A 21,163-nucleotide genomic window follows, 5' to 3' on the forward strand; every position below is an offset into this window, starting at 1 on the left:
GATCGCAGTCTTCGGCAGCTCCTACATTTGGAATACGATCCCTGTAGGAGCTGCCGAAGGCTGCGATCTTTTGCTTTTAGCCCCAAACAGCATTAGTTTTGACGACTTGTCACAAGCATCAGCCGAGGTGTGCGATGGAGCTTCAAACATGGCTGGCATTTTTTGCCGCCTGCTGGGTGATCAGCCTGTCCCCGGGCGCGGGCGCCATCGCGTCGATGTCCAGCGGTCTGCAATACGGGTTCTGGCGCGGTTATTGGAACGCGTTGGGCCTGCAGATCGGTCTGGCGGTGCAGATCGCGATTGTCGGCGCGGGGGTTGGCGCTGTGCTCACCGCTTCGGCCACGGCATTCCATGCGATCAAATGGTTCGGCGTTGCCTATCTGGTTTATTTGGCAATCAAGCAATGGCGGGCGCTGCCCATGGACATGAGCGATGACGCCGCGGTTCGGCCGATCGGCAAGCCACTGGCCCTGGTGTTTCGCGGCTTTCTGGTAAACATCAGCAACCCCAAAGCGTTGGTGTTCATGCTCGCGGTGTTGCCGCAGTTCATCAATCCCCATGCGCCGCTGCTGATTCAGTATCTGGTGATCGGCGTGACCATGGTATTCGTCGACCTGATTGTCATGGCCGGCTACACCGGGCTGGCGTCGAAGGTGCTGCGCCTGTTGCGCACGCCCAAGCAGCAGAAACGCATGAACCGCACCTTTGCCGGGCTGTTCATCGGCGCAGCGGCGTTTATGGCGACGTTGCGCAAAGCGGCGGCGTAAAACGCTCGGGCACAAAAAAGGCGACCTCAAGAGGTCGCCTTTTTCATTTCTACCGAGACATCGGGGCAAGCGAGCTTTTGTGGCGAGGGAATCTATCCCCGTTGGACTGCGCAGCAGTCCCAATCGTCTTGAATCAATAGCGAGGGCCGCTTCGCGACCCAACGGGGATAAATCCCCTCGCCACAGAGCCCTTCGCCACAAAAGTCCTCAGATCCGGCTCAGCGTAAGATCACCGGTGCCGTATCACGCGGCAGATTGTTGCGCTGCGGCGCTTCACGCGGCTGCTCATAACCGTCACCACCTCCGAGCTGCATGCTCAGTTGCCCGGCCACGTCTTCGCCCAAGGCCTTGGACACCTCACGCACCACCCGCGGACGGTTCAGCGAGATCTTGATGTCGCGATGGTTAACCAGTTTGGTGTCCTGCGCTTCACCCATCGCCGTGAAGGCCGAGGTGATCTCGTAGGTCCTGGTGTTGATCAGACTGAAATCCGCCACCAGCGTCAGGCCCAGTACCGCCGAGTAGCTGTCGGTGTGCGCCAGCTCGTTGATGTCCTGGGTGAAGTCGATATCGGACACGGTGCCGAACAGCACGTAGTCGGCGCCTTTGAAGTTGCCGGCCTTGATGCGCCTGATCACGTCATACACATCGCCTTTGGATGAGGCGGTATACGGCGTGCCCTGCACCAGCTGGAACATGCCGGTACGCAGGATTTCACCCTTGATGTCGCCGGTGAATTTGCGCAACTCGCCCTGTTCGATATAGCTGGTGGTCGCTTCGATCTCGTTGTAGCTCGAAGAACCACTGGCGCTGTAGTAACTCTCGCGGTGATTGCTCTGCGCCGAAACGATGTGGATGTATTGCTCCACGCGCTCCTGATACGCCAGATCCGTCACCGCCACTTTCGGGGCCGCCTGCGCGCTGAACGCGCAAGCCAGGGCCATCATGCCAATCCATGTGCGCATCGATCAACGCTCCGTGGTCTTGCGGATCTCTTTTTCGTCCATCCACTCGGCCAGACCGCTTTCGACGTCGATCAACTGCAGGCTGAATTTGTAGAAGACGTCCTTGTAGTCGCTGCTGCGCTTGACGATCGAGCTGATCGAGCCTTCGATGCGGTACTTGGCGGCAACCATGTTGCCGGTCTTGGCCACGGTGCTTTTCTTGTACAGGCCGCTCTGGTTTTGCAGCTTGAGCTGGTCAACCTGGCTCTGCATCGCATTGTTGTCGCTGGCGAAGCGCGCAACACCGGTCTTCATCAACTGAGTCTTGATGCTGGTGGTGATTTCGCGGGTGTCGATGTACTCGCTGGTCTTGTTCTTCACATCGTAGACCTGAACTACCGGACGACCCTGCAGGATGCCGGACTGGGCCAGCGAGCGGGTCATCGACTCGGCGATCATTTGCAGGTCGGTCGAACCGAATTCGTTGGTCACGGTTTCAACCGCTTTGGTGTCGCCGTAGCTGATGTTCTTGCTGCCCAGGGTCGGCGAGGTGTTGGCGCAACCGGAGGCGAGCAGGGCGATGACGGCGATGCAGGAAAAGCGTGCAAACATGAGAAAGCTCTCTCAATCAGAAATAGGGTGGCGGGCTTAAGGCGTCTTGATTTCCAGACGGAAATCCACGGCTTTCGGGGTCGGCGCGATGGCCTGAATGAAGCTGGTCTGGGCGCCGTACATCATCTGGCTTTTCCACACTTCTTCTTCGGCAACCGGGAAACCTTCGGCGCCAAGCCAGGCGAAGCGGTAGTAGAAAATCTTGTTGCTGTTGAGGGTGTTGCTCAACTGCACGTTGACGGTCATGAAGCCGTTTTCACGAGCCACGCGCATGGCGCCGACGACGATGTGTTTCTGCGGGCCCATGGCCACGACTTTGCTCGCGGCGCTGCCCGGCTCCGGCGGTGGCGGGGTGGCGCAGCCTGCCAGCAAGGCGAGGGCGGCGACGGCGATGATCTTCAAGCGCATTGCAAAGACTCCGTTCTTAAGGTTGTTTGAGGCTGGCGACGTTGGTCGCGGCAGCGCTCGGCATTACGTGAGCAGCGATGCCGCCAGCGAATACCTGGTTGCCCACGGCACGCAGGCTGATCACTTGGTAGCGCTGGTCGACAGTGACCTTGACCACCGAGCCGCCGACGGCGCTCGGCAGGGTAACCTGATGCTCACCTTTTTTCAGGCGCAGACGCACCACTTGGGTGTTGTCCGGCAGGGTGCGCCATGTGCGGGTATCGGCACCTTCAAGCACCGCTGAAGAAATACCCACGGCGAGACCGGCCAGCGGATTGGTTTCGTTGATCTGCTTCTGCGCCACGCCTTTGGTGATCGCGCGCACGGTGGTGCGCACGATGATCCCCGGCATGTCATCACGCAGAGCGCGGCGGGACATGGCTGTGGTGCTGTTCAGCGCGGTCAGGTCGACTTGCTTGCCGTCGACGCCGATCTGCGCAAACGGCGCTGTGGAGGTGTCCGGTTTGATGATCGGGAACGACAGCGGAGTGATCACCACGTTGTTGGAAATCGGCAGCGGCAGCGGCACACGAATCGAGTCGCGGGCCGGGGCCAGACCGCTCTGCACGACGATGAGAATGTCGCTGTCATCGGATTTGGAAGGCTTGTCGAGATTGACCAGCGCCTGCTCGAGCAGCGGCGTGTTCGGACGCAGTTCGGCAGCCTTGCGATAACCCGGCGCGGCCAGATCCTTCTCGCCCAGGGCTTCGTAAACGAAACCGGCCAGGTAATGGCTGAACGCACTCTGGTAGCTGTTCTTCAGGCCGACCACTTCCGGCGCGTCGAGGCTGGCCACCGGATAACCCTGCAAATCCTTGTACTGGGTCTTGATGCCTTCTTTCTCGGCCTCTTCTTCGCTCTTGAGGTATTCCTTGTCGCGCAGATCGGCGATCACTGCTTCGCGTTCGTGGGTCTTTTTGATCGCCGTGCGGGCGCCATCGAAATCGTTGACCGCCAACAGGTTCAGGGCCATCTGCGTGGTCAGCATGACTTTTTCGTAGTCATAGCCTTCGTAGCGACGCACCTTGTCGTTGACGATGAAGCTGCCGAACTGTGCCAGGTACTTGGCCGAGTCGAGCTTGACCGCGTCTTCCCACTGGCCGACCACCTGATCGGCACTGCCCCAGGCGTTCTGGCTGCCCGACAGGTCGCCCTTGGCGCGCAGCAGTTCACCTTTCTCGAAGTAATAGAGCAGGTCTTTGTCGGTGCCGGTGTTGTTCTTTTCCAGCAGGGTCAGCGCCGCGTCGACGTTGCCGGATGCCAGTTGCTGATTGGTCTGGGCCAGTTCGGAATCGTAGTTGCGAAACGCTGCGCAGCCGGACAACAGCGTGACAGCGCTGAGCGCGAGCAGCATGGGAGCGCGGAATGCCATGGGTACTTCTTCCCTGAGTAACAAAACTTGCAGCCGCGTGTGCTGGTCGGGCTGGTGTGACCTATCGACGGCGGCGCTGGCCTCCTGCCAATTCCTCATGGGTGAGGAGCTTTTGATGCCGGCTCGCTGGGCGAGGGCGCGGCATTATAAACGTGGCGTGATGGCTATGTAATAGCTTTTTGGGTGCATTTTCAGATGTGGTGCCATCACTTCTCCGCAGAAGCGGGTTTATCCGAAGCGGGTTTTTGATTCGGTACAAAGGCTGATCCGACGGTATAGACCTGATCCCGGAATACCCGCAGGTGCAGAATCTGGCGGTCTTGGTCGACGCGCATTTCAAAAGGGTGGTCGATGGACGCAGGCGCAAAACGGAAGGTATGCAGGCCTTTCTTCAAGCGCAGGCGGGCGACCAGAGTCTTGTCCGGCAACGCTCGCCATGTGCGGGTGTCGGCTTCTTCGAACGGATCATGCTGAGTGACGATCAACGAGGCTTTCGCCGGGTTGCGCTCGTTTTCCTGCGCTTGACCGATGGCGGCCATGTTGGCGCGGAACATCGCCCGCGAGATGATTTGCGGCATGTCGTCGCGCAGTGTGCGCATGGACATATCGGTCACGCTATTAATCACCACCAGCGGCTGTTTGCGACCGTCTACGGTGATATGGCTGAAGTTGGGCGTAACTGCGTCCGGCACCATCACCGGGAATGAAATGGGCGCGATGATGACCAGCGTTTCGTTCAGACGAACCGGGATCGGCACTTGCACTGAGCTGCGAGCCGGAGCCAGGCCACTCTGGATAATCAGCAACACATCGCTTTCATCGGCTTTCGCTGGCGGTTTGTCGAGATTGCTCAGGGCCTTTTGCAGCAAGGGCATGTCCGGCCGCAGTTCGATCGCCTGACGATAACCGGCCGCCGCGAGGGCGCGCTCGCCGAGGGCTTCATAGGTGAATCCGGCCAGATAGTGGCTGAACGCACTTTGGTAGCCGTTTTTCAGCTCAACGACGTGCGGCGCATCAAGCAAGGCGACCGGGTAGCCTTCCAGTTCTTTGTAATGGAGAATTTTGCCCTGAGCTTTTGCCTGTTCCTCGGCCGCTTCGTATTGCTTTTCACGCTGGCGGGCGATCAATGCTTCGCGTTCGTGGGTTTTCCTGATGTCTGCGCGGGCGCCGGCAAAGTCATTGACGGATAGCTGGTTCAAGGCCATTTGCGTAGTCAACATGACCTTTTCGTAATCGTAGCCTTCATAGCGCCGCAGCTTGTCGTTGACCAGCATCGTGCCCATTTCATCGCCGAAACGCGCCAGTAATTTCATCGCGCCGGACGGGTTGGCTTCCTCGCGCTGGAAGATCATCCGGTCGGCATTGCGCCAGGCGTCCTGGCTGTCGGGCAGGGCACTGCCAGCGCTGAGGATCGCGCCTTTTTCCAGGTAATACAGCAGATCCTTGTCTTCCCACGGGTTGTTCATTTCCACCAGTGCCAGAGCCCCGGTCAGATTGCCCCGGGTCATTTGCTCGGTGGTCTGCTGCATTTCAAGATCGTAGTTGCGATAGGCGGCACAACCGCTCAACTGAACAGCGACGCAAAGCAGCAAAACGAACGGAAGACTCCGCATTGAGGTTGATTCCTTGCGCGCAAATGCTCTGGGGCGGGCAGTATAAAGTGGATGGTGGCAAATGGCTGCGATCTTGATCGAGCGTCAATCGGCAGCGGGCAGTGCGGCAATAGTCGGCGACAAACGCTGCTGCCGTCTGCCGGGTATTTCCTGCCAATCAAAGCGAAACGCCGACAAAGCTTGAGAGAAATGTCTTCGAAGTGAACAATATGTAACTTCGCATTTCCATTTGAGATTCGTTCATGACTGCCTCGTCCCGATTGCTGGCCTGGCTGCTGTTCCCGTTATTGTCCCTGAGCAGCCTGCCGCTGCTGGCCGATACCGTGGAAGGCGCGCCGCAAGCGTTGCACCTGCTCGATTACATCAGTGCCGATTACCCGCCAACGGTCGCGGCAGGCAAAGTCATCGACGATGGCGAATACCGCGAGCAGCTGGAATTCACCCAGGTTCTGCAAGGCTTGATCACTGCATTACCGGCCAAAGCGGAAAAAGCCGCGCTGGAACAGGGCGTCGAATCTTTGCACGCCGCCATCACTGCGAAGCAGGACGGCGCTGATGTCGCCCGTCAGGCCCGACAGCTGGGGGCGAAACTGGCGGTGGCTTATGAAGTCAGTCAGGCACCGATCATCACCCCGGACCCGACACGCGGCGCGCCGTTGTATGCGCAGAACTGCTCGGTGTGCCACGGCGACACTGGCGCTGGCGACGGCCCGGCCGGCCTAGGTCTGACTCCCGCGCCAGCCAACCTGCGCGACGCTGCGCGCATGGATCACTTGAGCCTGTACGCGATCTACAGCACCCTCGGCCAGGGCGTCGAAGGCACCGACATGCCGGCGTTTGCCGATCAGCTCGATGATCGCCAGCGCTGGGATCTGGCCACCTACATCGCTGGCTTCAGTGCCGATGCGGCGGCCGCCAAGTCCGACAAGGTCTACAACATCGCCGACCTGGCCCGGCAGACCCCGGCCGAGGTGCAGGCTGCCGAGGGCGCAGAGGTCGCGGAGACGTTCCGTGCCCAGCGCGCACAACCACCGCAGGTCAAACGCGGGCCGGCGCAGTTGCTCGATTACACCGCCGCCACGCTGGACAAGAGCCTCGCGGCCTACCGCGCCGGGGAACATGATCAGGCCTATGACCTGTCGGTAGCGGCGTATCTGGAAGGCTTCGAGCTGGTGGAAAGCTCGCTGGACAACGTCGATGCCAACGTGCGCAAGGACACCGAAAAATCGCTGATGGCTTACCGGCAGTCGCTGCAGGACGGTCTGCCGGTCGAGCAGGCCGAGCAGCGTCTGGACGCGGCCAAGGCCAAGCTCAAGGAATCCGCCGGCCTGCTGGGCAGCGATGGTCTGAGCTGGTCGCTGAGCTACATCTCTGGTCTGTTGATTCTTTTGCGTGAAGGCCTGGAAGCGATTCTGGTGCTGGCGGCGATCCTCGCCTTCTTGCGCAACACCGGCCAGCAATCGGCCGTTCGCAGTGTCAACGTTGGCTGGGGCCTGGCCTTGCTGGCGGGCTTGGGCACCTGGGCGCTGGCGGCGTATGTGATCGACGTCAGCGGTTCGCAGCGTGAGTTGCTGGAAGGCGCCACCGCACTGTTTGCCAGCGTCATGGTGTTGTGGCTCGGCGTGTGGATGCATGACCGCCGTCACGCGGCGGCCTGGCAGGATTACATCAAGAGCAGCCTGGTCGGTGGCGGTGGTCGTTTCGGTTTTGCGATCCTGGCGTTCTTCTCGGTCTATCGCGAGTTGTTTGAAGTGATCCTGTTCTACGAAACCCTGTGGCTGCAGGCCGGGCCTTCTGGGCACAACGCCGTGTTGGCCGGCGGTGCGACGGCGCTGGTCCTGCTGGTCGGTCTGGCCTGGGTGATCCTGCGCGGCTCGGCGAAACTGCCGCTGACGCTGTTCTTCAGCATCAACGCCGCGCTGTTGTGCGCGTTGTCGGTGGTGTTTGCCGGGCATGGCGTCAAGGCCTTGCAGGAAGCCGGGATTTTCGGCACACGGCCGGTGGCGTTCTTTGAATTCGACTGGCTGGGAATCCATGCCGATGCCTATTCGCTGACCGCGCAGGTGGTGGCGATTGTGGCGATTGCTGTGCTGTATGGGCGTAGTTGGGTGGCGGAGAAGCGTCGGGTTTCGGCTGCATAAAGGCATTCGCTGCGCTCATATTCGCGAGCAGGCTCGCTCCCACAGGTTCGGTCTGTATCCTGTGGGAGCGAGCCTGCTCGCGAATTTTTTGGAGGCAAGAACATGCGTGTATGGATCGATGCCGACGCCTGTCCGCGGGCGGCGAAGGATCTGGTGGTGAAGTTCGCGTTAAAGCGCCAGTTCGAAGTGGTGCTGGTAGCCGGGCAGCCGCAGATCAAACCGGGGCTGGCGATCGTCAAATTGATTGTGGTGCCGAGCGGGCCGGATGCGGCGGATGATTATCTGGTCGAGCACGCCGTGCCGGGCGAACTGGTGATCTGCAGCGATATTCCGCTGGCCGATCGGCTGGTGAAGAAGGGCGTGGCGGCACTGGATCCGCGCGGCAAGGAGTTCGATGCGCAGAACATGGGCGAGCGGCTGGCGGTGCGTAACCTGTTTACCGATCTCAGGGAGCAGGGCCAGATGAGCGGCGGGCCGGCGCCGTTTGGCGAGCGTGAAAAGCAGGCGTTTGCCAATGCGCTGGACCGGATTCTCACCCGGCTCACCCGCAAGCCCTGAAAAGATCGCAGCCTGCGGCAGCTCCTACAGGGGCGGTGTATGCCGCAATATCACGGCGCGACACGAAACCTGTAGGAGCTGCCGAAGGCTGCGATCTTTTGATTTCAAGCGTCGTTTTCGTGAGTCAGTTCGAGCACGCGGTCGACCAGTTTGTTGATCCCCGAAGCCGCTTCACTGATGGTCTGCGCCAGCATGTACGCCGGGGTGGTGACCAGTTTGCGCGCCTTGTCTTCGACGATTTCGGTGACGGCGCATTCTTCGTGGGTGGCGCCCATCTTGCTCATGGCCGCAGCGGTGTCGGCGTCGTTGCCGATGGTGCAGGTCACGCCCGGGCCATAGATTTTCGCTGCCAGCGCCGGGGAGATGCAGATCAGCCCGACCGGTTTGCCCGCTTCGGCAAATGCTTCGGCCAGGGCCAGCACTTCAGGTTGCACGGTGCAGCCGGCGCCTTCGATGGCGAAGTTCGACAGGTTCTTCGCCGCGCCGAAACCGCCGGGCACGATCAGCGCATCGAAGTCTTCGACGTCGGCGTCGCGGATATCCTTGACGTTGCCCCGGGCAATGCGCGCCGATTCCACCAGCACGTTGCGCGATTCCGGCATTTCTTCGCCGGTCAGGTGGTTGATCACATGCAATTGCGCGATGTTCGGCGCGAAGCACTGCACCTGTGCGCCGCGCTGGTCGAGGCGCAGCAGGGTGATGACACTTTCCTGGATTTCGGCGCCGTCGTACACGCCACTGCCGGACAGGATCACTGCAACTTTTTTGCTCATGGGCTTCTCTCCAGATTCATGGCGCTCAATGTCCCTCAAATCGTCGCGCGTGGCCATAGGGGCATGGCTGACGCGCGCGGGGGCAGAGCGCTCTCTCAATGGATCGCAACGGAGGCGGGGTGTTCATTATTTGCCTGGGCTGCGCGTGGCAGCCGCCAGCGAATGGCTTATTCGGCTGGCGTTTTCGGCCCGGCAGGAGGGGTCGCTTCGGCCTGGCGCAACTGCTCTGCCTCGGCGGCCTTGGCGAGCAGCTCGTCCTGATAGATTTTCTTCGCCAGTTGCGCATTCTTGAAGCGGCGCCGCAGCCACAGGCCCAGCCCGAGGATCAGCAATGCGCCGAGCACCCACAGCTCGTACTTCTTGATGCTGCCGAGCATGCCTTCCAGCACTGCGCCGAAGTGGTAAGCCGCCGCAGCCAATGCGGTGGCCCAGATCGCCGCGCCGATGCCGTTGAGCAGCAGGTAACGTCCCGGTGGATAACCGGACAGGCCGATCGCCACCGGCATCACGGTGCGCAGGCCATAAACGAAGCGGAAGCTCAGGACCCAGATGTCCGGATGTTTGCGGATGTGCTCCAGCGCGCGGTCGCCCATCATCTGCCAGCGCGGTTTGCGCGCAAGCAATTTGCGCCCGTGCTTGCGCCCCAGGAAGTACCACAGCTGATCGCCGGCATAACTGCCGAAGAATGCCACGACCACCACCAGGTTGATGTCCATGTATCCACGGAACGCAAGGAAGCCTGCGAGCACCAGAATGGTTTCGCCTTCGAAGAACGTGCCGAGAAACAAGGCAAAGTAGCCAAAGTCGTGCAGAAATTGTTGGAGCATTGTCTGGGTGCTGGCGAAATGAACGCGCAGCCTAACCCTTCGGGCACATTCATGAAAGTGTCCAAATGTGTCTCGACGTGAACATTTCCTACATCGACAATGGATTGCGGCTACCTGTCACAGAGCACACATAACTGTCATCTGTTAGTCATAATGGCCGTCTATAACTGTCACGCTCGCCCGTTTGCCCGGGCTCAGGAGTCTGCCGTGAGCTTTACCCCCGCCAATCGTCTGTTCCCTGCCACTCGTCTGCGCCGCAATCGTCGTGATGATTTTTCGCGGCGCCTGGTGCGTGAAAACGTATTGACGGTCGATGATCTGATTCTGCCGGTGTTCGTGCTCGACGGTGAAAACCGCCGCGAAGCCGTGGCCTCGATGCCGGGCGTCGAGCGACTGAGCATTGATCTGCTGCTTGAAGAAGCGGCGAAATGGGTCGAGCTGGGCATTCCGGCGTTGGCGCTGTTCCCGGTCACCCCGCCTGAGCTGAAATCCCTCGATGCCGCCGAAGCGTGGAATCCCGAAGGCATCGCCCAGCGCGCCACTCGCGCCCTGCGTGAGCGGTTCCCGGAGCTGGGGGTGATCACTGACGTCGCGCTGGATCCGTTCACCACCCACGGCCAGGACGGCATTCTCGACGAAGACGGCTACGTGCAGAACGACATCACTGTCGATGCGCTGGTGCGTCAGGCGCTGTCCCATGCCGAAGCCGGCGCGCAGGTGGTGGCGCCGTCGGACATGATGGACGGTCGCATCCAGGCGATTCGTGAGGCCCTGGAAATTGCCGGTCACGTCAACGTGCGCATCATGGCCTACTCGGCCAAGTATGCCAGCGCCTACTACGGGCCTTTCCGCGATGCTGTGGGTTCGGCGTCGAACCTGGGCAAGGCCAACAAGGCTTCTTATCAGATGGACCCGGCCAACAGCGACGAAGCGCTGCACGAAGTCGGTGCCGACTTGTCCGAAGGTGCGGACATGGTCATGGTCAAGCCGGGCATGCCCTACCTGGACATTCTTTTTCGCGTCAAAGATGCCTTCAAGGTGCCGACCTTCGTCTATCAGGTCAGTGGCGAATACGCCATGCACATGGCCGCTATCCAGAATGGCTGGTTGAGCGAAGCGGTGATCCTCGAGTCACTGACCGCCTTTAAACGTGCCGGTGCAGATGGCATCCTGACTTACTTTGCCGTTCGTGCCGCTCAATTGTTACGAGAGCAGAAATAGCCCTCCCAGGAACATTCCATGAATACCGAAGGACTCACTGAAGTTGCCGTAAAAGAAGCTCAGCCGGTGGTCGAGCAAATCACCGAAACCCCGCCGGAACTGGAGCCTGCGCCACCCGCGCCGGTTGCCGAAACCGCTGTGGCGGTACCGGCGATCGCCATTCCCGGCCTGGATGACAGCAGCCTGTACATCCACCGCGAGCTTTCGCAATTGCAGTTCAACATCCGCGTGCTGGAACAGGCGCTGGACGAGTCCTACCCGTTGCTGGAGCGGCTGAAGTTCCTGCTGATCTTCTCCAGCAACCTCGACGAATTCTTCGAAATTCGCGTCGCCGGGCTGAAAAAGCAGATCACTTTTGCCCGCGAACAGGCCGGCGCTGACGGCTTGCAGCCGCATCAGGCGCTGGCGCGGATCAGCGAACTGGTTCACGGTCACGTTGACCGCCAGTACGCGATCCTCAACGACATCCTCCTGCCGGAGCTGGAAAAGCATCAGGTGCGCTTCATCCGTCGGCGCAACTGGACGACCAAGCTCAAGACCTGGGTCCGCCGCTATTTCCGCGACGAGATCGCGCCGATCATCACCCCGATCGGCCTCGACCCGACGCACCCGTTCCCGCTGCTGGTGAACAAGAGTCTGAACTTCATCGTCGAGCTCGAAGGCATCGACGCCTTCGGGCGCGACTCCGGTCTGGCGATCATCCCGGCGCCGCGTCTGCTGCCGCGGATCATCAAGGTCCCGGAAGAAGTCGGCGGCGCTGGCGACAACTATGTATTCCTGTCGTCGATGATCCACGCCCACGCCGATGACCTGTTCCAGGGCATGAAGGTGAAAGGCTGCTACCAGTTCCGTCTGACCCGAAATGCCGACCTGGCGCTCGATTCCGAAGACGTCGAAGACCTTGCTCGCGCCCTGCGTGGCGAGCTGTTCTCGCGGCGTTACGGTGACGCGGTGCGTCTGGAAGTTGCCGACACCTGCCCGAAACACCTCTCGGACTATCTGCTCAAGCAGTTCAACCTGAGCGAGACCGAGCTGTATCAGGTCAACGGCCCGGTCAACCTGACGCGGCTGTTCAGCATCACCGGTCTGGACAGCCATCCGGAGCTGCAATACACGCCGTTCACCCCGCAGATCCCGAAACTGCTGCAAAACAGCGAAAACATCTTCAGTGTGGTCAGCAAGCAGGACATCCTCCTGCTGCACCCGTTCGAGTCGTTCACCCCGGTGGTCGACTTGCTGCGTCAGGCCGCGAAAGACCCGCACGTGCTCGCCGTTCGCCAGACCCTGTACCGCTCCGGCGCCAACTCCGAGATCGTCGATGCGCTGGTCGACGCCGCGCGTAACGGCAAGGAAGTCACTGCGGTGATCGAGCTGCGCGCGCGCTTCGACGAGGAATCCAACCTGCAACTGGCCAGCCGTCTGCAAGCGGCCGGTGCGGTGGTGATCTACGGCGTGGTCGGCTTCAAGACCCACGCCAAGATGATGCTGATCCTGCGCCGTGAGGCTGGCGAGATCGTCCGTTATGCGCATCTCGGTACCGGCAACTACCACGCCGGTAATGCCAAGCTCTACACCGACTACAGCCTGCTGACCTCCGACGACGCCTTGTGCGAAGACGTCGGCAAACTGTTCAGCCAGTTGATCGGCATGGGCAAGACGCTGCGCATGAAAAAGCTGCTGCATGCGCCGTTCACCCTGAAGAAGGGCATGCTCGACATGATTGCCCGCGAAACCCAGTTCGCCCTCGAAGGCAAACCGGCGCACATCATCGCCAAGTTCAACTCGCTGACCGATCCGAAGATCATCCGCGCGCTGTACAAGGCCAGCCAGTCCGGCGTGCGCATCGATCTGGTGGTGCGCGGCATGTGCTGCCTGCGTCCGGGCATCGCCGGGGTTTCGCACAACATTCATGTGCGCTCGATCATTGGCCGCTTCCTCGAGCACACGCGAGTGTTCTACTTCCTCAACGGCGGCGACGAGCAGATGTTCCTCTCCAGCGCCGACTGGATGGAGCGCAACCTCGACAAGCGCGTCGAGACTTGCTTCCCGGTGGAAGGCAAGAAGCTGCTGACTCGGGTCAAGAAGGAGCTGGAGCTGTACCTGACCGACAACACCCACAGCTGGAGTTTGCAATCGGACGGCCGCTACATTCGCAACACGCCCACCGGAAACCAGAACCCGCGCAGTGCGCAGGCGACGTTGCTGGAGCGGTTGGGCAGCCCGATATTGCCGGTGAGCAGCTGACCTTCAGCCCAATAAAAAGGCGATCCCTCGGGATCGCCTTTTTTGTACCTACACTGATTCCGACCTGTGGCGAGGGGATTTATCCCCGTTGGGCGCGAAGCGACCCCTTGAGTCAAAATCGGGCCTGCTGCGCAGGCCAGCGGGGATAAATCCCCTCGCCACAATCAGTGTCAGTGCACCGTGAGAACAATCCCCACCCGCGTCAACCAGTCCGCCTCAAGCCCGAAATCCGCCTGGGTCAGCTGATTTTCATCCAGCCAGTTCTCCGGGAATTCCACATCGAGATGATCGCCACTCGCATGCAGCGCCACCTGCGGCATCGCCTGGGTTCCGCGAATGTGATGGAACAGAATGGCGAACCGCAGCAGCACGCACAGGCGAATCAGCTTGATGCCGTCATCGCCGAATTCGGCGAACTTGTCCTTGGGAATATTGCGCCGGTGCCCGCGCACCAATAGCGCGAGCATCTGCTGATCTTCTCGCGAGAAGCCGGCCAGATCGGAGTGCTCGATCAGGTAGGCACCGTGCTTGTGGTAGTGATAGTGAGCGATGTCGAGGCCGACTTCGTGCACTTTCGCCGCCCAGCCGAGCAGTTCGCGCCAGATGCCGTCATCCAGCTCCCAGTCGACGGCGACCTGATCGAACGCGTGCAGGGCCTTGCGTTCGACCCGCGCCGCCTGTTCCAGGTCGACGTGATAGCGCTCCATCAGCGAGGTCAGGGTGCGTTCGCGCACGTCTTCGTGATGATGGCGGCCGAGCAGGTCGTAGAGCACGCCTTCACGCAGCGCGCCTTCACAATGATCCATGCGTTGCAGTTCGAGGGCGTCGAAGATCGCTTCGAGAATCGCCAGGCCCGCCGGGAAGATCGCCCGGCGGTCAGGCTTGATGCCTTCAAAATCGATCTTGTCGGCGTCGCCGAGCTTGAACAGTTTGCGCTTGAGCCACGCCAGGCCTTCGGCGTTGACCTCGCCGCTGCCGTGGCCGCCGGCCTTCAGGGCCAGACCGATGGCGCGAATCGTACCGGAGGAGCCAATGGCTTCATCCCAGGTCAGGCGATGCAGGGCGTGCTCGATGCTCATGATCTCCAGGCGCGCCGCCGTGTAGGCCTGGGCGTAGCGGGCCGGGGTGATCTTGCCGTCCTTGAAGTAGCGCTGGGTGAAACTGACGCAGCCCATTTGCAGGCTTTCGCGCAGCAACGGCTCGAAGCGCTGGCCGATGATGAATTCAGTACTGCCGCCGCCGATGTCGGCGACCAAACGTTTGCCTGGGGTATCGGCGAGTGTGTGCGAAACGCCGAGATAGATCAGGCGCGCTTCTTCACGGCCGGAGATGACTTCTACCGTGTGGCCGAGGCTTTCCTCGGCGCGGCGGATGAATTCGCCACGGTTGCGCGCTTCACGCAGGGCGTTGGTGCCGACGATGCGCACGGCGCCGAGCGGCATGCCGTTGATCAGTTGGGCAAAGCGCTTGAGGCAATCGAGGCCGCGCTGCATCGATTCTTCGTTGAGCTGGCGCGCGTCGTCGATGCCGGCGGCCAGTTGCACCTTCTCGCCGAGGCGCTCGAGGATGCGGATTTCGCCGTTCTGGGCCTTGGCCACGACCATGTGAAAGCTGTTGGAGCCCAGGTCGATTGCGGCGATCAGGGACAGATTCTTGGCTTGGGATTGCGGCATGGTCAGGGGGTCTCGGTCGATAACCCCGACATCGTGCCACGATCAAACGCTGGCGCCAACGCGCATGGTTCAAACCTGATCGTTCCTACGCTCTGCGTGGGAATGCAGCCCGGGACGCTCCGCGTCCCAAAAGCGGACGCAGAGCGTCCGGTGAGGCATTCCGACGCGGAGCGTGGGAACGATCAGGATGAGGCTGCTTCAGGCTGTCGCTTCCACCGTGCCAATAAAGTTCGCCAGCTCGGCCGTCTGCGGATTGGCAAACAACACCTTCGGATCGCCCACCTCATGCACCTTGCCATGGTGCATGAACACCAGTTTGTCGCCCACCTCTCGGGCAAAGCGCATCTCGTGGGTGACCATGATCAGCGTCATGCCTTCCTTGGCCAACTGCCGCACCACGCTGAGCACTTCATTGACCAGTTCCGGGTCCAGTGCCGAAGTGATTTCATCGCACAGCAGCACCTTCGGCGACATCGCCAAAGCCCGGGCAATCGCCACCCGCTGTTGCTGCCCGCCGGACAGACGATCCGGAAAGGCATCGAATTTCTCCCCGAGCCCGACTCGCTCGAGCATTTCCCGCGCCAGTTCGGCAGCCTTGGCCTTGGGTACTTTCTGCACCACTTGCGGCGCGAGCATGACGTTCTCCCCGACGGTCAGGTGCGGGAACAGGTTGAACTGCTGGAAGACCATGCCGACCTTCTGTCGCAGGCTGCGCAGATCAGCGCGGGCGGCGTCGAGGTATTCGCCGTCGACTTCGATCACGCCGTCGTTGATCGACTCCAGGCCGTTGAGTGTGCGCAACAGAGTCGATTTGCCCGAGCCGCTGCGGCCGATGATCGCCACGACCTGGCCTTCCTCGACGCTGAGGTCGATGCCTTTGAGTACGTGGTGATCGCCGTAATATTTATGCAGGGCGGAAATTCTAAGCAGAGGCATGCAGTCTCCTTTCCAGGTAGCGCGCACTGAGGGACAAGGGGTAGCAGAGCAGGAAGTAGCCGAGGGCGACGAGGCCGTAGACCATGAACGGTTCGAACGTGGCGTTGGCGAGCATGCCGCCGGTCTTGGTCAGTTCGGTGAAGCCGATGATCGAGGTCACCGCTGTGCCTTTGACCACTTGCACCGAGAAGCCCACGGTCGGCGCCACGGCGATGCGCAGCGCTTGCGGCAGAATCACGTAGCGCAACTGCTCCAGCGGATTGAGCGCCAGGCTCGACGAAGCTTCCCACTGACCGTGGGGAATGGCCTCGACGCAACCGCGCCAGATCTCCGCCAGATAGGCGCTGGTGAACAAGGTCAAAGCGATCGCGGCGGCCATCCACGGCGAAATCTCGATCCCGGCCAGCGCCACACCGAAGAACACCAGAAACAGCTGCATCAACAGCGGCGTGCCCTGGAACAGCTCGATCCAGGTGCGGGCGATGCTGCTGGGCAGCGTGTTCTTGGAGATGCGCATCACCAGAATCAGCAGGCCGACGAGGCCGGCGCCAATGAACGCCACCAGCGACAGCGCCAGCGTCCATTGCAGGCCGGTGAGCAGGTTGCGCAGGATGTCCCAGAAAGTGAAATCGCTCATTGGCTGCTCCTCGAAATGAACCGCCGGCCGAACCAGTTGAGCAATTGGCGGATCAGCAGCGCCATGCACAGGTAGATCAGGGTGGTCAGCGCGTAGGTTTCAAAGGCGCGGAAGTTGCGTGACTGAATGAAGTTGGCGGCGAAGCTCAATTCTTCCGTGGCGATCTGCGAACACACCGCCGAACCGAGCATGACAATGATGATCTGGCTGCTCAGCGCCGGCCAGACCTTGCCCAGCGCCGGCAGCAGGACGACGTGGCGGAACGCTTCGAAGCGGGTCATCGCCAATGCCGCAGCCGCTTCCAGCTGCCCGCGCGGAATCGCCTGGATGCCGGCGCGGATGATTTCGGTCGAATAGGCGCCAAGGTTGATCACCATCGCCAGCACCGCCGCCTGCCACTCGGAAATCTGCACGCCGAGCGACGGCAGGCCGAAGAAGATGAAGAACAGTTGCACCAGAAACGGCGTGTTGCGGATCAACTCGACGTAGACGCCGAAGATCGCCGAGAACGGGCGGATCTGCCACGCCCGCACCAGCGCCCCGACAATCCCGACGCCGACCCCGAGCAGCGCGCCGATGGCGGTCAGCTCAAGGGTGAACAGTGCGCCGCGCAGCAGTAGGTCGGTGTTTTCTACCACCGGCATAAAATCGAACTGATAAGCCATGAACGTCTCCCGCGCAGTCGATCAGAGATCGGCCGGCAGCGGCTCTTTCAGCCAGGTCTGCGAGTTCTTTTCCAGCGCGCCGTCAGCCTTGGCGGTATTGAGGATGTCGTTGACCTTGGCCAGCAGCGCCGCTTCGTTCTTGTTCACACCGACGTAGACCGGCGAATCCTTGAGCTTCACTTTCAGCGCCGGCACGCGCTTGGGGTTCTTCTCGCTGATGGCCACCATCACTACGTTGCCGCTGGCGATCAGATCGACCTGGCCTGCCAGATAAGCGGCGATGGTCGAATTGTTGTCTTCGAAACGTTTGATGGTCACGCCTTCGGGGGCGACTTTGCTCAGCTCGATGTCTTCGATGGCGCCACGGGTGACGCTGATGGTCTTGCCCTTGAGGTCGTCGAGGCTGGTGATCGCAGCGTCTGGCGGGCCGAACACGGCGAGGTAGAACGGCGCATAGGCGCGGGAGAAGTCGATGACTTTCTCGCGCTCGGCGTTTTTGCCGAGGCTGGAAATCACCAGATCAACCTTGCCGGTGGTGAGGAACGGGATGCGGTTGGTGCTGTTGACCGGGGTCAGTTCGAGTTTGACCTTGAGTTGGTCAGCGAGCAGTTTCGCCGTGTCGATATCCAGGCCGCGCGGTTTCATGTCCGGGCCGACCGAGCCGAACGGCGGGAAGTCCTGGGGCACGGCAACTTTCAGCGTGCCGCGTTTGACCACGTCGTCCAGACCGTCGGCGTGAGCGGGGGCCTGGCACAGCAGCAGGCCGGCAAACAGGGAAGCGAGGAGGGCGCTGTAACGCTGGGTCATGGACAATCTCCGGATCGGCGGGAAGTGGTTGCTGCGATCGGACAGAGCATGGGCCGTGCCAACAGGCGGATTTCGCCCCGGCAGGCCGCGGCACCAGCGGCTTCGTTCGGTCTTACTGGTCTGAACAGTCAACTCGGTTTTCGCACTGCGATGGCGCATCGGCTGCACGCGCCGAACCCCGCTGGGGCACGACTTGCCGGACTCGGCGAATAGCTTTACAACTAGCCGCACCTTGGCCCTGACGCGTCCGCACATCATGAATTCGATCTCCCGCGCCGTACCCGAAGTGGCGCTGCAAGCGATCCGCAAACTGATTACCGAACAGGGCTTCGGTGCCGGCGACGCGTTGCCTTCGCAACGGGATCTGGCGCTGCAACTGGGCGTCAGCCGGGCATCGTTGCGTGAAGCGCTGTCGTCGCTCAGTGCACTGGGCGTGGTCAGCATTCAGCCGGGCAAAGGCGTGTTCGTGCAGTCGCCGGTCGAATTGTCGCGCGGCGACAACGCGCCAGGCTGGTCGTTTGCGGCGCAGGCATCACCGCTGGATATCTTTCAATTGCGCTATGCGCTCGAAGGGTTTGCAGCAGGGTTGGCGGCGGTGACGTTGAGCACGTTCGATCTGGATGCGCTGGAAGACAACGTTGCGGCCATGCGCGAGCAATTGAAGCTCGGCGACTTTGAGGCAGCGGCGAAACTCGACTTCGAATTCCACCGGCGCATCCTTCTCGCCAGCGGCAATCAGGCGATGCTGAGCATCCTCACCGCCAGCGCCGAGATCTTTCTCGAGAGCCAGAAACTGCCGTTCATCCGCGCCGAGCGCGCCATGGAAACCTGGCAGGAACACCGCAAGATCCTCCGTGCCCTGGCCCGCCGTGCGTCGGGAGCAGCGCAAAAAGCCATGCAGGAACATGTGCGCAACGCCGCCCTGCGTACCGGAATCGCCTTTATCGCTCCCGCCACGGCGTGACTTGAGCTATACCCAAACTCATCAAGGGCCATAGCAACACTCAATCATCTGCGGCTTCCTGAACAAGGGAAGGGCGGCTATGATGGGCCACGTTTTTTTGCTTACAACCTGGAGAATTCCATGAGCAGCGATCTGATCAAACACGTTAGCGACGCTAGCTTCGAAGCCGACGTACTCAAGGCCGAAGGCGCTGTCCTGGTCGACTACTGGGCTGAATGGTGCGGCCCTTGCAAAATGATCGCACCGGTTCTGGACGAGATTGCCGAGACTTACAAAGGCAAGCTGACCGTCGCCAAACTGAACATCGACGAAAACCAGGAAACCCCGGCCAAGCATGGCGTGCGTGGTATCCCGACGCTGATGCTGTTCAAGAACGGCAACGTTGAAGCGACCAAGGTCGGCGCACTGTCGAAGTCGCAGCTGGCGGCGTTCCTCGACGCCAACATCTGAGCGTCGCAGTAAAACGCTGAAAAAAAGCCCCGCAAATCGCGGGGCTTTTTGCGTATTCAGGGCTAGACGCTCCGAAACTCAGGTGGTACATTCGGCCCCGCACTGGTTTCTCCAATGCCCCCTGCTAGCCGTCGCCGACGCACTCCTTTTCGAATTAGTTCGCGATCCTGTCGCCTTCTCCGCGGCGCGGCCTCATTAAGCCAAAAGCTTAATTTCCCCCCCTCCATAAATGATTACGTCATTCCTATATGAATCTGACTGAACTCAAGCAAAAGCCGATTACCGAACTGCTCGAATTGGCCGAACAGATGGGCATAGAAAATATGGCCCGTTCGCGCAAGCAGGACGTGATTTTCTCCCTGCTGAAAAAGCACGCGAAAAGCGGCGAGGAAATCTCCGGTGATGGCGTGCTGGAGATTCTCCAGGACGGCTTCGGCTTCCTGCGCTCCGCAGACGCTTCCTACCTCGCCGGCCCTGACGACATCTACGTCTCGCCGAGCCAGATCCGCCGCTTCAACTTGCGCACCGGTGACACCATCGTTGGCAAGATCCGCCCTCCGAAGGAAGGCGAGCGGTATTTCGCCCTGCTCAAGGTCGACACGATCAACTTCGATCGTCCGGAGAACGCGAAAAACAAGATTCTCTTCGAGAACCTGACGCCGCTGTTCCCGACCGTGCGCATGAAGATGGAAGCCGGCAACGGTTCCACCGAAGATTTGACCGGTCGCGTGATCGACCTGTGCGCACCGATCGGCAAAGGCCAGCGTGGTCTGATCGTCGCACCGCCGAAAGCCGGTAAAACGATCATGCTGCAGAACATCGCAGCGAACATCGCCCGTAACAATCCTGAAGTTCACCTGATCGTGCTGTTGATCGACGAGCGTCCGGAAGAAGTGACCGAAATGCAGCGCACCGTGCGCGGCGAAGTGGTTGCCTCGACCTTTGACGAGCCGCCGACCCGTCACGTGCAGGTTGCTGAAATGGTGATCGAGAAGGCCAAGCGCCTGGTCGAGCACAAGAAAGACGTGGTGATCCTGCTCGATTCCATCACCCGTCTGGCCCGTGCCTACAACACCGTGATCCCGAGCTCCGGCAAGGTATTGACCGGTGGTGTCGATGCCCACGCTCTGGAGAAGCCGAAGCGTTTCTTCGGCGCCGCGCGTAACATCGAAGAAGGCGGCTCGCTGACCATTATCGCCACCGCGCTGGTTGAAACCGGCTCGAAGATGGACGAAGTGATCTACGAAGAGTTCAAGGGTACCGGCAACATGGAACTGCCTCTGGATCGCAAGATCGCCGAGAAGCGTGTGTTCCCGGCCATCAACATCAACCGCTCCGGCACCCGCCGCGAAGAGTTGCTGACCGCCGACGACGAACTGCAGCGCATGTGGATTCTGCGCAAGCTGCTGCACCCGATGGACGAAGTCGCCGCCATCGAGTTCCTGGTCGACAAGCTGAAAACGACCAAGACCAACGACGAGTTCTTCTTGTCGATGAAACGCAAATAGTACG

General features: G+C 60.8%; 20 protein-coding genes. 8 read left to right on the forward strand and 12 right to left on the reverse strand.

What is annotated here, in order from left to right:
* The first annotated feature begins 134 nt into the window (after window positions 1-134).
* Window positions 135-767: a homoserine/homoserine lactone efflux protein gene (rhtB, locus tag D8U60_RS13945; protein ID WP_016772608.1), complete on the forward strand. Its 633-nt coding sequence runs from the start codon at window positions 135-137 to the stop codon at window positions 765-767.
* 218 nt (window positions 768-985) lie between these two features.
* On the opposite strand, the gene D8U60_RS13950 is transcribed toward rhtB, so the two are convergent.
* The 5 genes from D8U60_RS13950 to D8U60_RS13970 all read right to left on the reverse strand — a co-directional run bounded on the left by D8U60_RS13950 (window position 986) and on the right by D8U60_RS13970 (window position 5,755).
* On the reverse strand, window positions 986-1,732 hold the full coding sequence (locus D8U60_RS13950) for a penicillin-binding protein activator LpoB (protein ID WP_122698683.1): 747 nt from the start codon (window positions 1,730-1,732) through the stop codon (window positions 986-988).
* 3 nt (window positions 1,733-1,735) lie between these two features.
* The gene (gene lpoB / locus D8U60_RS13955; protein WP_016772610.1) at window positions 1,736-2,323 is read right to left on the reverse strand and encodes a penicillin-binding protein activator LpoB; all 588 of its coding nucleotides are present in this window, start codon (window positions 2,321-2,323) and stop codon (window positions 1,736-1,738) included.
* Window positions 2,324-2,359: 36 nt separating this feature from the next.
* Window positions 2,360-2,731, reverse strand: a complete 372-nt coding sequence (locus D8U60_RS13960) for a YcfL family protein (RefSeq protein WP_016772611.1) — start codon at window positions 2,729-2,731, stop codon at window positions 2,360-2,362.
* Between the two features lie 16 nt (window positions 2,732-2,747).
* Window positions 2,748-4,142 carry a hypothetical protein gene (locus D8U60_RS13965; RefSeq protein ID WP_016772612.1) on the reverse strand — a complete coding sequence of 465 codons (1,395 nt, stop codon included), beginning with the start codon at window positions 4,140-4,142 and terminating at the stop codon, window positions 2,748-2,750.
* A 206-nt stretch (window positions 4,143-4,348) separates the two neighbouring features.
* Complete coding sequence (locus tag D8U60_RS13970; protein ID WP_016772613.1) at window positions 4,349-5,755, reverse strand: hypothetical protein; 1,407 nt, start codon at window positions 5,753-5,755, stop codon at window positions 4,349-4,351.
* Window positions 5,756-5,997: 242 nt separating this feature from the next.
* Here D8U60_RS13970 and D8U60_RS13975 point away from each other — a divergent pair, with 242 nt between their 5' ends.
* Both D8U60_RS13975 and D8U60_RS13980 read left to right on the forward strand, forming a co-directional pair.
* The gene (locus D8U60_RS13975) at window positions 5,998-7,896 is read left to right on the forward strand and encodes an FTR1 family protein (RefSeq protein ID WP_130900318.1); all 1,899 of its coding nucleotides are present in this window, start codon (window positions 5,998-6,000) and stop codon (window positions 7,894-7,896) included.
* Between the two features lie 102 nt (window positions 7,897-7,998).
* On the forward strand, window positions 7,999-8,454 hold the full coding sequence (locus D8U60_RS13980) for a YaiI/YqxD family protein (RefSeq protein ID WP_042607095.1): 456 nt from the start codon (window positions 7,999-8,001) through the stop codon (window positions 8,452-8,454).
* Between the two features lie 104 nt (window positions 8,455-8,558).
* Here D8U60_RS13980 and elbB read toward each other — a convergent pair whose 3' ends face one another.
* Window positions 8,559-9,227 carry an isoprenoid biosynthesis glyoxalase ElbB gene (elbB, locus tag D8U60_RS13985; RefSeq protein WP_101161526.1) on the reverse strand — a complete coding sequence of 223 codons (669 nt, stop codon included), beginning with the start codon at window positions 9,225-9,227 and terminating at the stop codon, window positions 8,559-8,561.
* A 167-nt stretch (window positions 9,228-9,394) separates the two neighbouring features.
* Window positions 9,395-10,054 carry a DedA family protein gene (locus tag D8U60_RS13990; protein WP_110644478.1) on the reverse strand — a complete coding sequence of 220 codons (660 nt, stop codon included), beginning with the start codon at window positions 10,052-10,054 and terminating at the stop codon, window positions 9,395-9,397.
* Between the two features lie 207 nt (window positions 10,055-10,261).
* On the opposite strand from D8U60_RS13990, the gene hemB reads away from it, so the two are divergent.
* Together hemB and ppk1 are read left to right on the forward strand one after the other, a co-directional pair.
* Window positions 10,262-11,275, forward strand: a complete 1,014-nt coding sequence (gene hemB, locus D8U60_RS13995) for a porphobilinogen synthase (protein WP_016772618.1) — start codon at window positions 10,262-10,264, stop codon at window positions 11,273-11,275.
* An 18-nt stretch (window positions 11,276-11,293) separates the two neighbouring features.
* Window positions 11,294-13,519 carry a polyphosphate kinase 1 gene (ppk1, locus tag D8U60_RS14000; RefSeq protein WP_016772619.1) on the forward strand — a complete coding sequence of 742 codons (2,226 nt, stop codon included), beginning with the start codon at window positions 11,294-11,296 and terminating at the stop codon, window positions 13,517-13,519.
* Window positions 13,520-13,689: 170 nt separating this feature from the next.
* Here the strand turns inward: ppk1 and ppx are convergent, their stop codons facing one another.
* The 5 genes from ppx to D8U60_RS14025 all read right to left on the reverse strand — a co-directional run bounded on the left by ppx (window position 13,690) and on the right by D8U60_RS14025 (window position 18,237).
* Window positions 13,690-15,192: an exopolyphosphatase gene (gene ppx, locus D8U60_RS14005; RefSeq protein ID WP_130900319.1), complete on the reverse strand. Its 1,503-nt coding sequence runs from the start codon at window positions 15,190-15,192 to the stop codon at window positions 13,690-13,692.
* A 198-nt stretch (window positions 15,193-15,390) separates the two neighbouring features.
* The gene (locus D8U60_RS14010; protein WP_007911148.1) at window positions 15,391-16,128 is read right to left on the reverse strand and encodes an amino acid ABC transporter ATP-binding protein; all 738 of its coding nucleotides are present in this window, start codon (window positions 16,126-16,128) and stop codon (window positions 15,391-15,393) included.
* Window positions 16,115-16,765, reverse strand: a complete 651-nt coding sequence (locus tag D8U60_RS14015; RefSeq protein ID WP_130900320.1) for an amino acid ABC transporter permease — start codon at window positions 16,763-16,765, stop codon at window positions 16,115-16,117. Before D8U60_RS14015 ends, D8U60_RS14010 begins: the two co-directional genes overlap by 14 nt.
* Window positions 16,762-17,430, reverse strand: a complete 669-nt coding sequence (locus D8U60_RS14020) for an amino acid ABC transporter permease (RefSeq protein ID WP_110599892.1) — start codon at window positions 17,428-17,430, stop codon at window positions 16,762-16,764. Before D8U60_RS14020 ends, D8U60_RS14015 begins: the two co-directional genes overlap by 4 nt.
* A 21-nt stretch (window positions 17,431-17,451) precedes the next feature.
* Window positions 17,452-18,237: a transporter substrate-binding domain-containing protein gene (locus D8U60_RS14025; protein WP_016772623.1), complete on the reverse strand. Its 786-nt coding sequence runs from the start codon at window positions 18,235-18,237 to the stop codon at window positions 17,452-17,454.
* 256 nt (window positions 18,238-18,493) lie between these two features.
* Here D8U60_RS14025 and D8U60_RS14030 point away from each other — a divergent pair, with 256 nt between their 5' ends.
* The 3 genes from D8U60_RS14030 (at window position 18,494) to rho (ending at window position 21,159) form a co-directional block, all read left to right on the forward strand.
* Window positions 18,494-19,201, forward strand: a complete 708-nt coding sequence (locus D8U60_RS14030) for a FadR/GntR family transcriptional regulator (RefSeq protein ID WP_073471078.1) — start codon at window positions 18,494-18,496, stop codon at window positions 19,199-19,201.
* Window positions 19,202-19,321: 120 nt separating this feature from the next.
* Window positions 19,322-19,651 carry a thioredoxin TrxA gene (gene trxA, locus D8U60_RS14035; RefSeq protein ID WP_003206727.1) on the forward strand — a complete coding sequence of 110 codons (330 nt, stop codon included), beginning with the start codon at window positions 19,322-19,324 and terminating at the stop codon, window positions 19,649-19,651.
* A gap of 248 nt (window positions 19,652-19,899) precedes the next feature.
* Entirely contained in the window at window positions 19,900-21,159 is a 1,260-nt protein-coding gene (rho, locus tag D8U60_RS14040; RefSeq protein WP_003229334.1) for a transcription termination factor Rho, read from the forward strand.
* Window positions 21,160-21,163: the final 4 nt, after the last annotated feature.

The sequence above is a fragment of the Pseudomonas sp. Sample_11 genome (assembly GCF_004307505.1).
Lineage (GTDB): Bacteria > Pseudomonadota > Gammaproteobacteria > Pseudomonadales > Pseudomonadaceae > Aquipseudomonas > Aquipseudomonas atacamensis.

Bases quoted from the DNA above. Each gene is read 5' to 3' on its own strand.
- rhtB (WP_016772608.1), top strand. From the start codon at position 135: ATGGAGCTTCAAACATGGCTGGCATTTTTTGCCGCCTGCTGGGTGATC.
- D8U60_RS13950 (WP_122698683.1), bottom strand. From the start codon at position 1,732: ATGCGCACATGGATTGGCATGATGGCCCTGGCTTGCGCGTTCAGCGCG.
- lpoB (WP_016772610.1), bottom strand. From the start codon at position 2,323: ATGTTTGCACGCTTTTCCTGCATCGCCGTCATCGCCCTGCTCGCCTCC.
- D8U60_RS13960 (WP_016772611.1), bottom strand. From the start codon at position 2,731: ATGCGCTTGAAGATCATCGCCGTCGCCGCCCTCGCCTTGCTGGCAGGC.
- D8U60_RS13965 (WP_016772612.1), bottom strand. From the start codon at position 4,142: ATGGCATTCCGCGCTCCCATGCTGCTCGCGCTCAGCGCTGTCACGCTG.
- D8U60_RS13970 (WP_016772613.1), bottom strand. From the start codon at position 5,755: ATGCGGAGTCTTCCGTTCGTTTTGCTGCTTTGCGTCGCTGTTCAGTTG.
- D8U60_RS13975 (WP_130900318.1), top strand. From the start codon at position 5,998: ATGACTGCCTCGTCCCGATTGCTGGCCTGGCTGCTGTTCCCGTTATTG.
- D8U60_RS13980 (WP_042607095.1), top strand. From the start codon at position 7,999: ATGCGTGTATGGATCGATGCCGACGCCTGTCCGCGGGCGGCGAAGGAT.
- elbB (WP_101161526.1), bottom strand. From the start codon at position 9,227: ATGAGCAAAAAAGTTGCAGTGATCCTGTCCGGCAGTGGCGTGTACGAC.
- D8U60_RS13990 (WP_110644478.1), bottom strand. From the start codon at position 10,054: ATGCTCCAACAATTTCTGCACGACTTTGGCTACTTTGCCTTGTTTCTC.
- ppk1 (WP_016772619.1), top strand. From the start codon at position 11,294: ATGAATACCGAAGGACTCACTGAAGTTGCCGTAAAAGAAGCTCAGCCG.
- ppx (WP_130900319.1), bottom strand. From the start codon at position 15,192: ATGCCGCAATCCCAAGCCAAGAATCTGTCCCTGATCGCCGCAATCGAC.
- D8U60_RS14010 (WP_007911148.1), bottom strand. From the start codon at position 16,128: ATGCCTCTGCTTAGAATTTCCGCCCTGCATAAATATTACGGCGATCAC.
- D8U60_RS14015 (WP_130900320.1), bottom strand. From the start codon at position 16,765: ATGAGCGATTTCACTTTCTGGGACATCCTGCGCAACCTGCTCACCGGC.
- D8U60_RS14020 (WP_110599892.1), bottom strand. From the start codon at position 17,430: ATGGCTTATCAGTTCGATTTTATGCCGGTGGTAGAAAACACCGACCTA.
- D8U60_RS14025 (WP_016772623.1), bottom strand. From the start codon at position 18,237: ATGACCCAGCGTTACAGCGCCCTCCTCGCTTCCCTGTTTGCCGGCCTG.
- D8U60_RS14030 (WP_073471078.1), top strand. From the start codon at position 18,494: ATGAATTCGATCTCCCGCGCCGTACCCGAAGTGGCGCTGCAAGCGATC.
- trxA (WP_003206727.1), top strand. From the start codon at position 19,322: ATGAGCAGCGATCTGATCAAACACGTTAGCGACGCTAGCTTCGAAGCC.
- rho (WP_003229334.1), top strand. From the start codon at position 19,900: ATGAATCTGACTGAACTCAAGCAAAAGCCGATTACCGAACTGCTCGAA.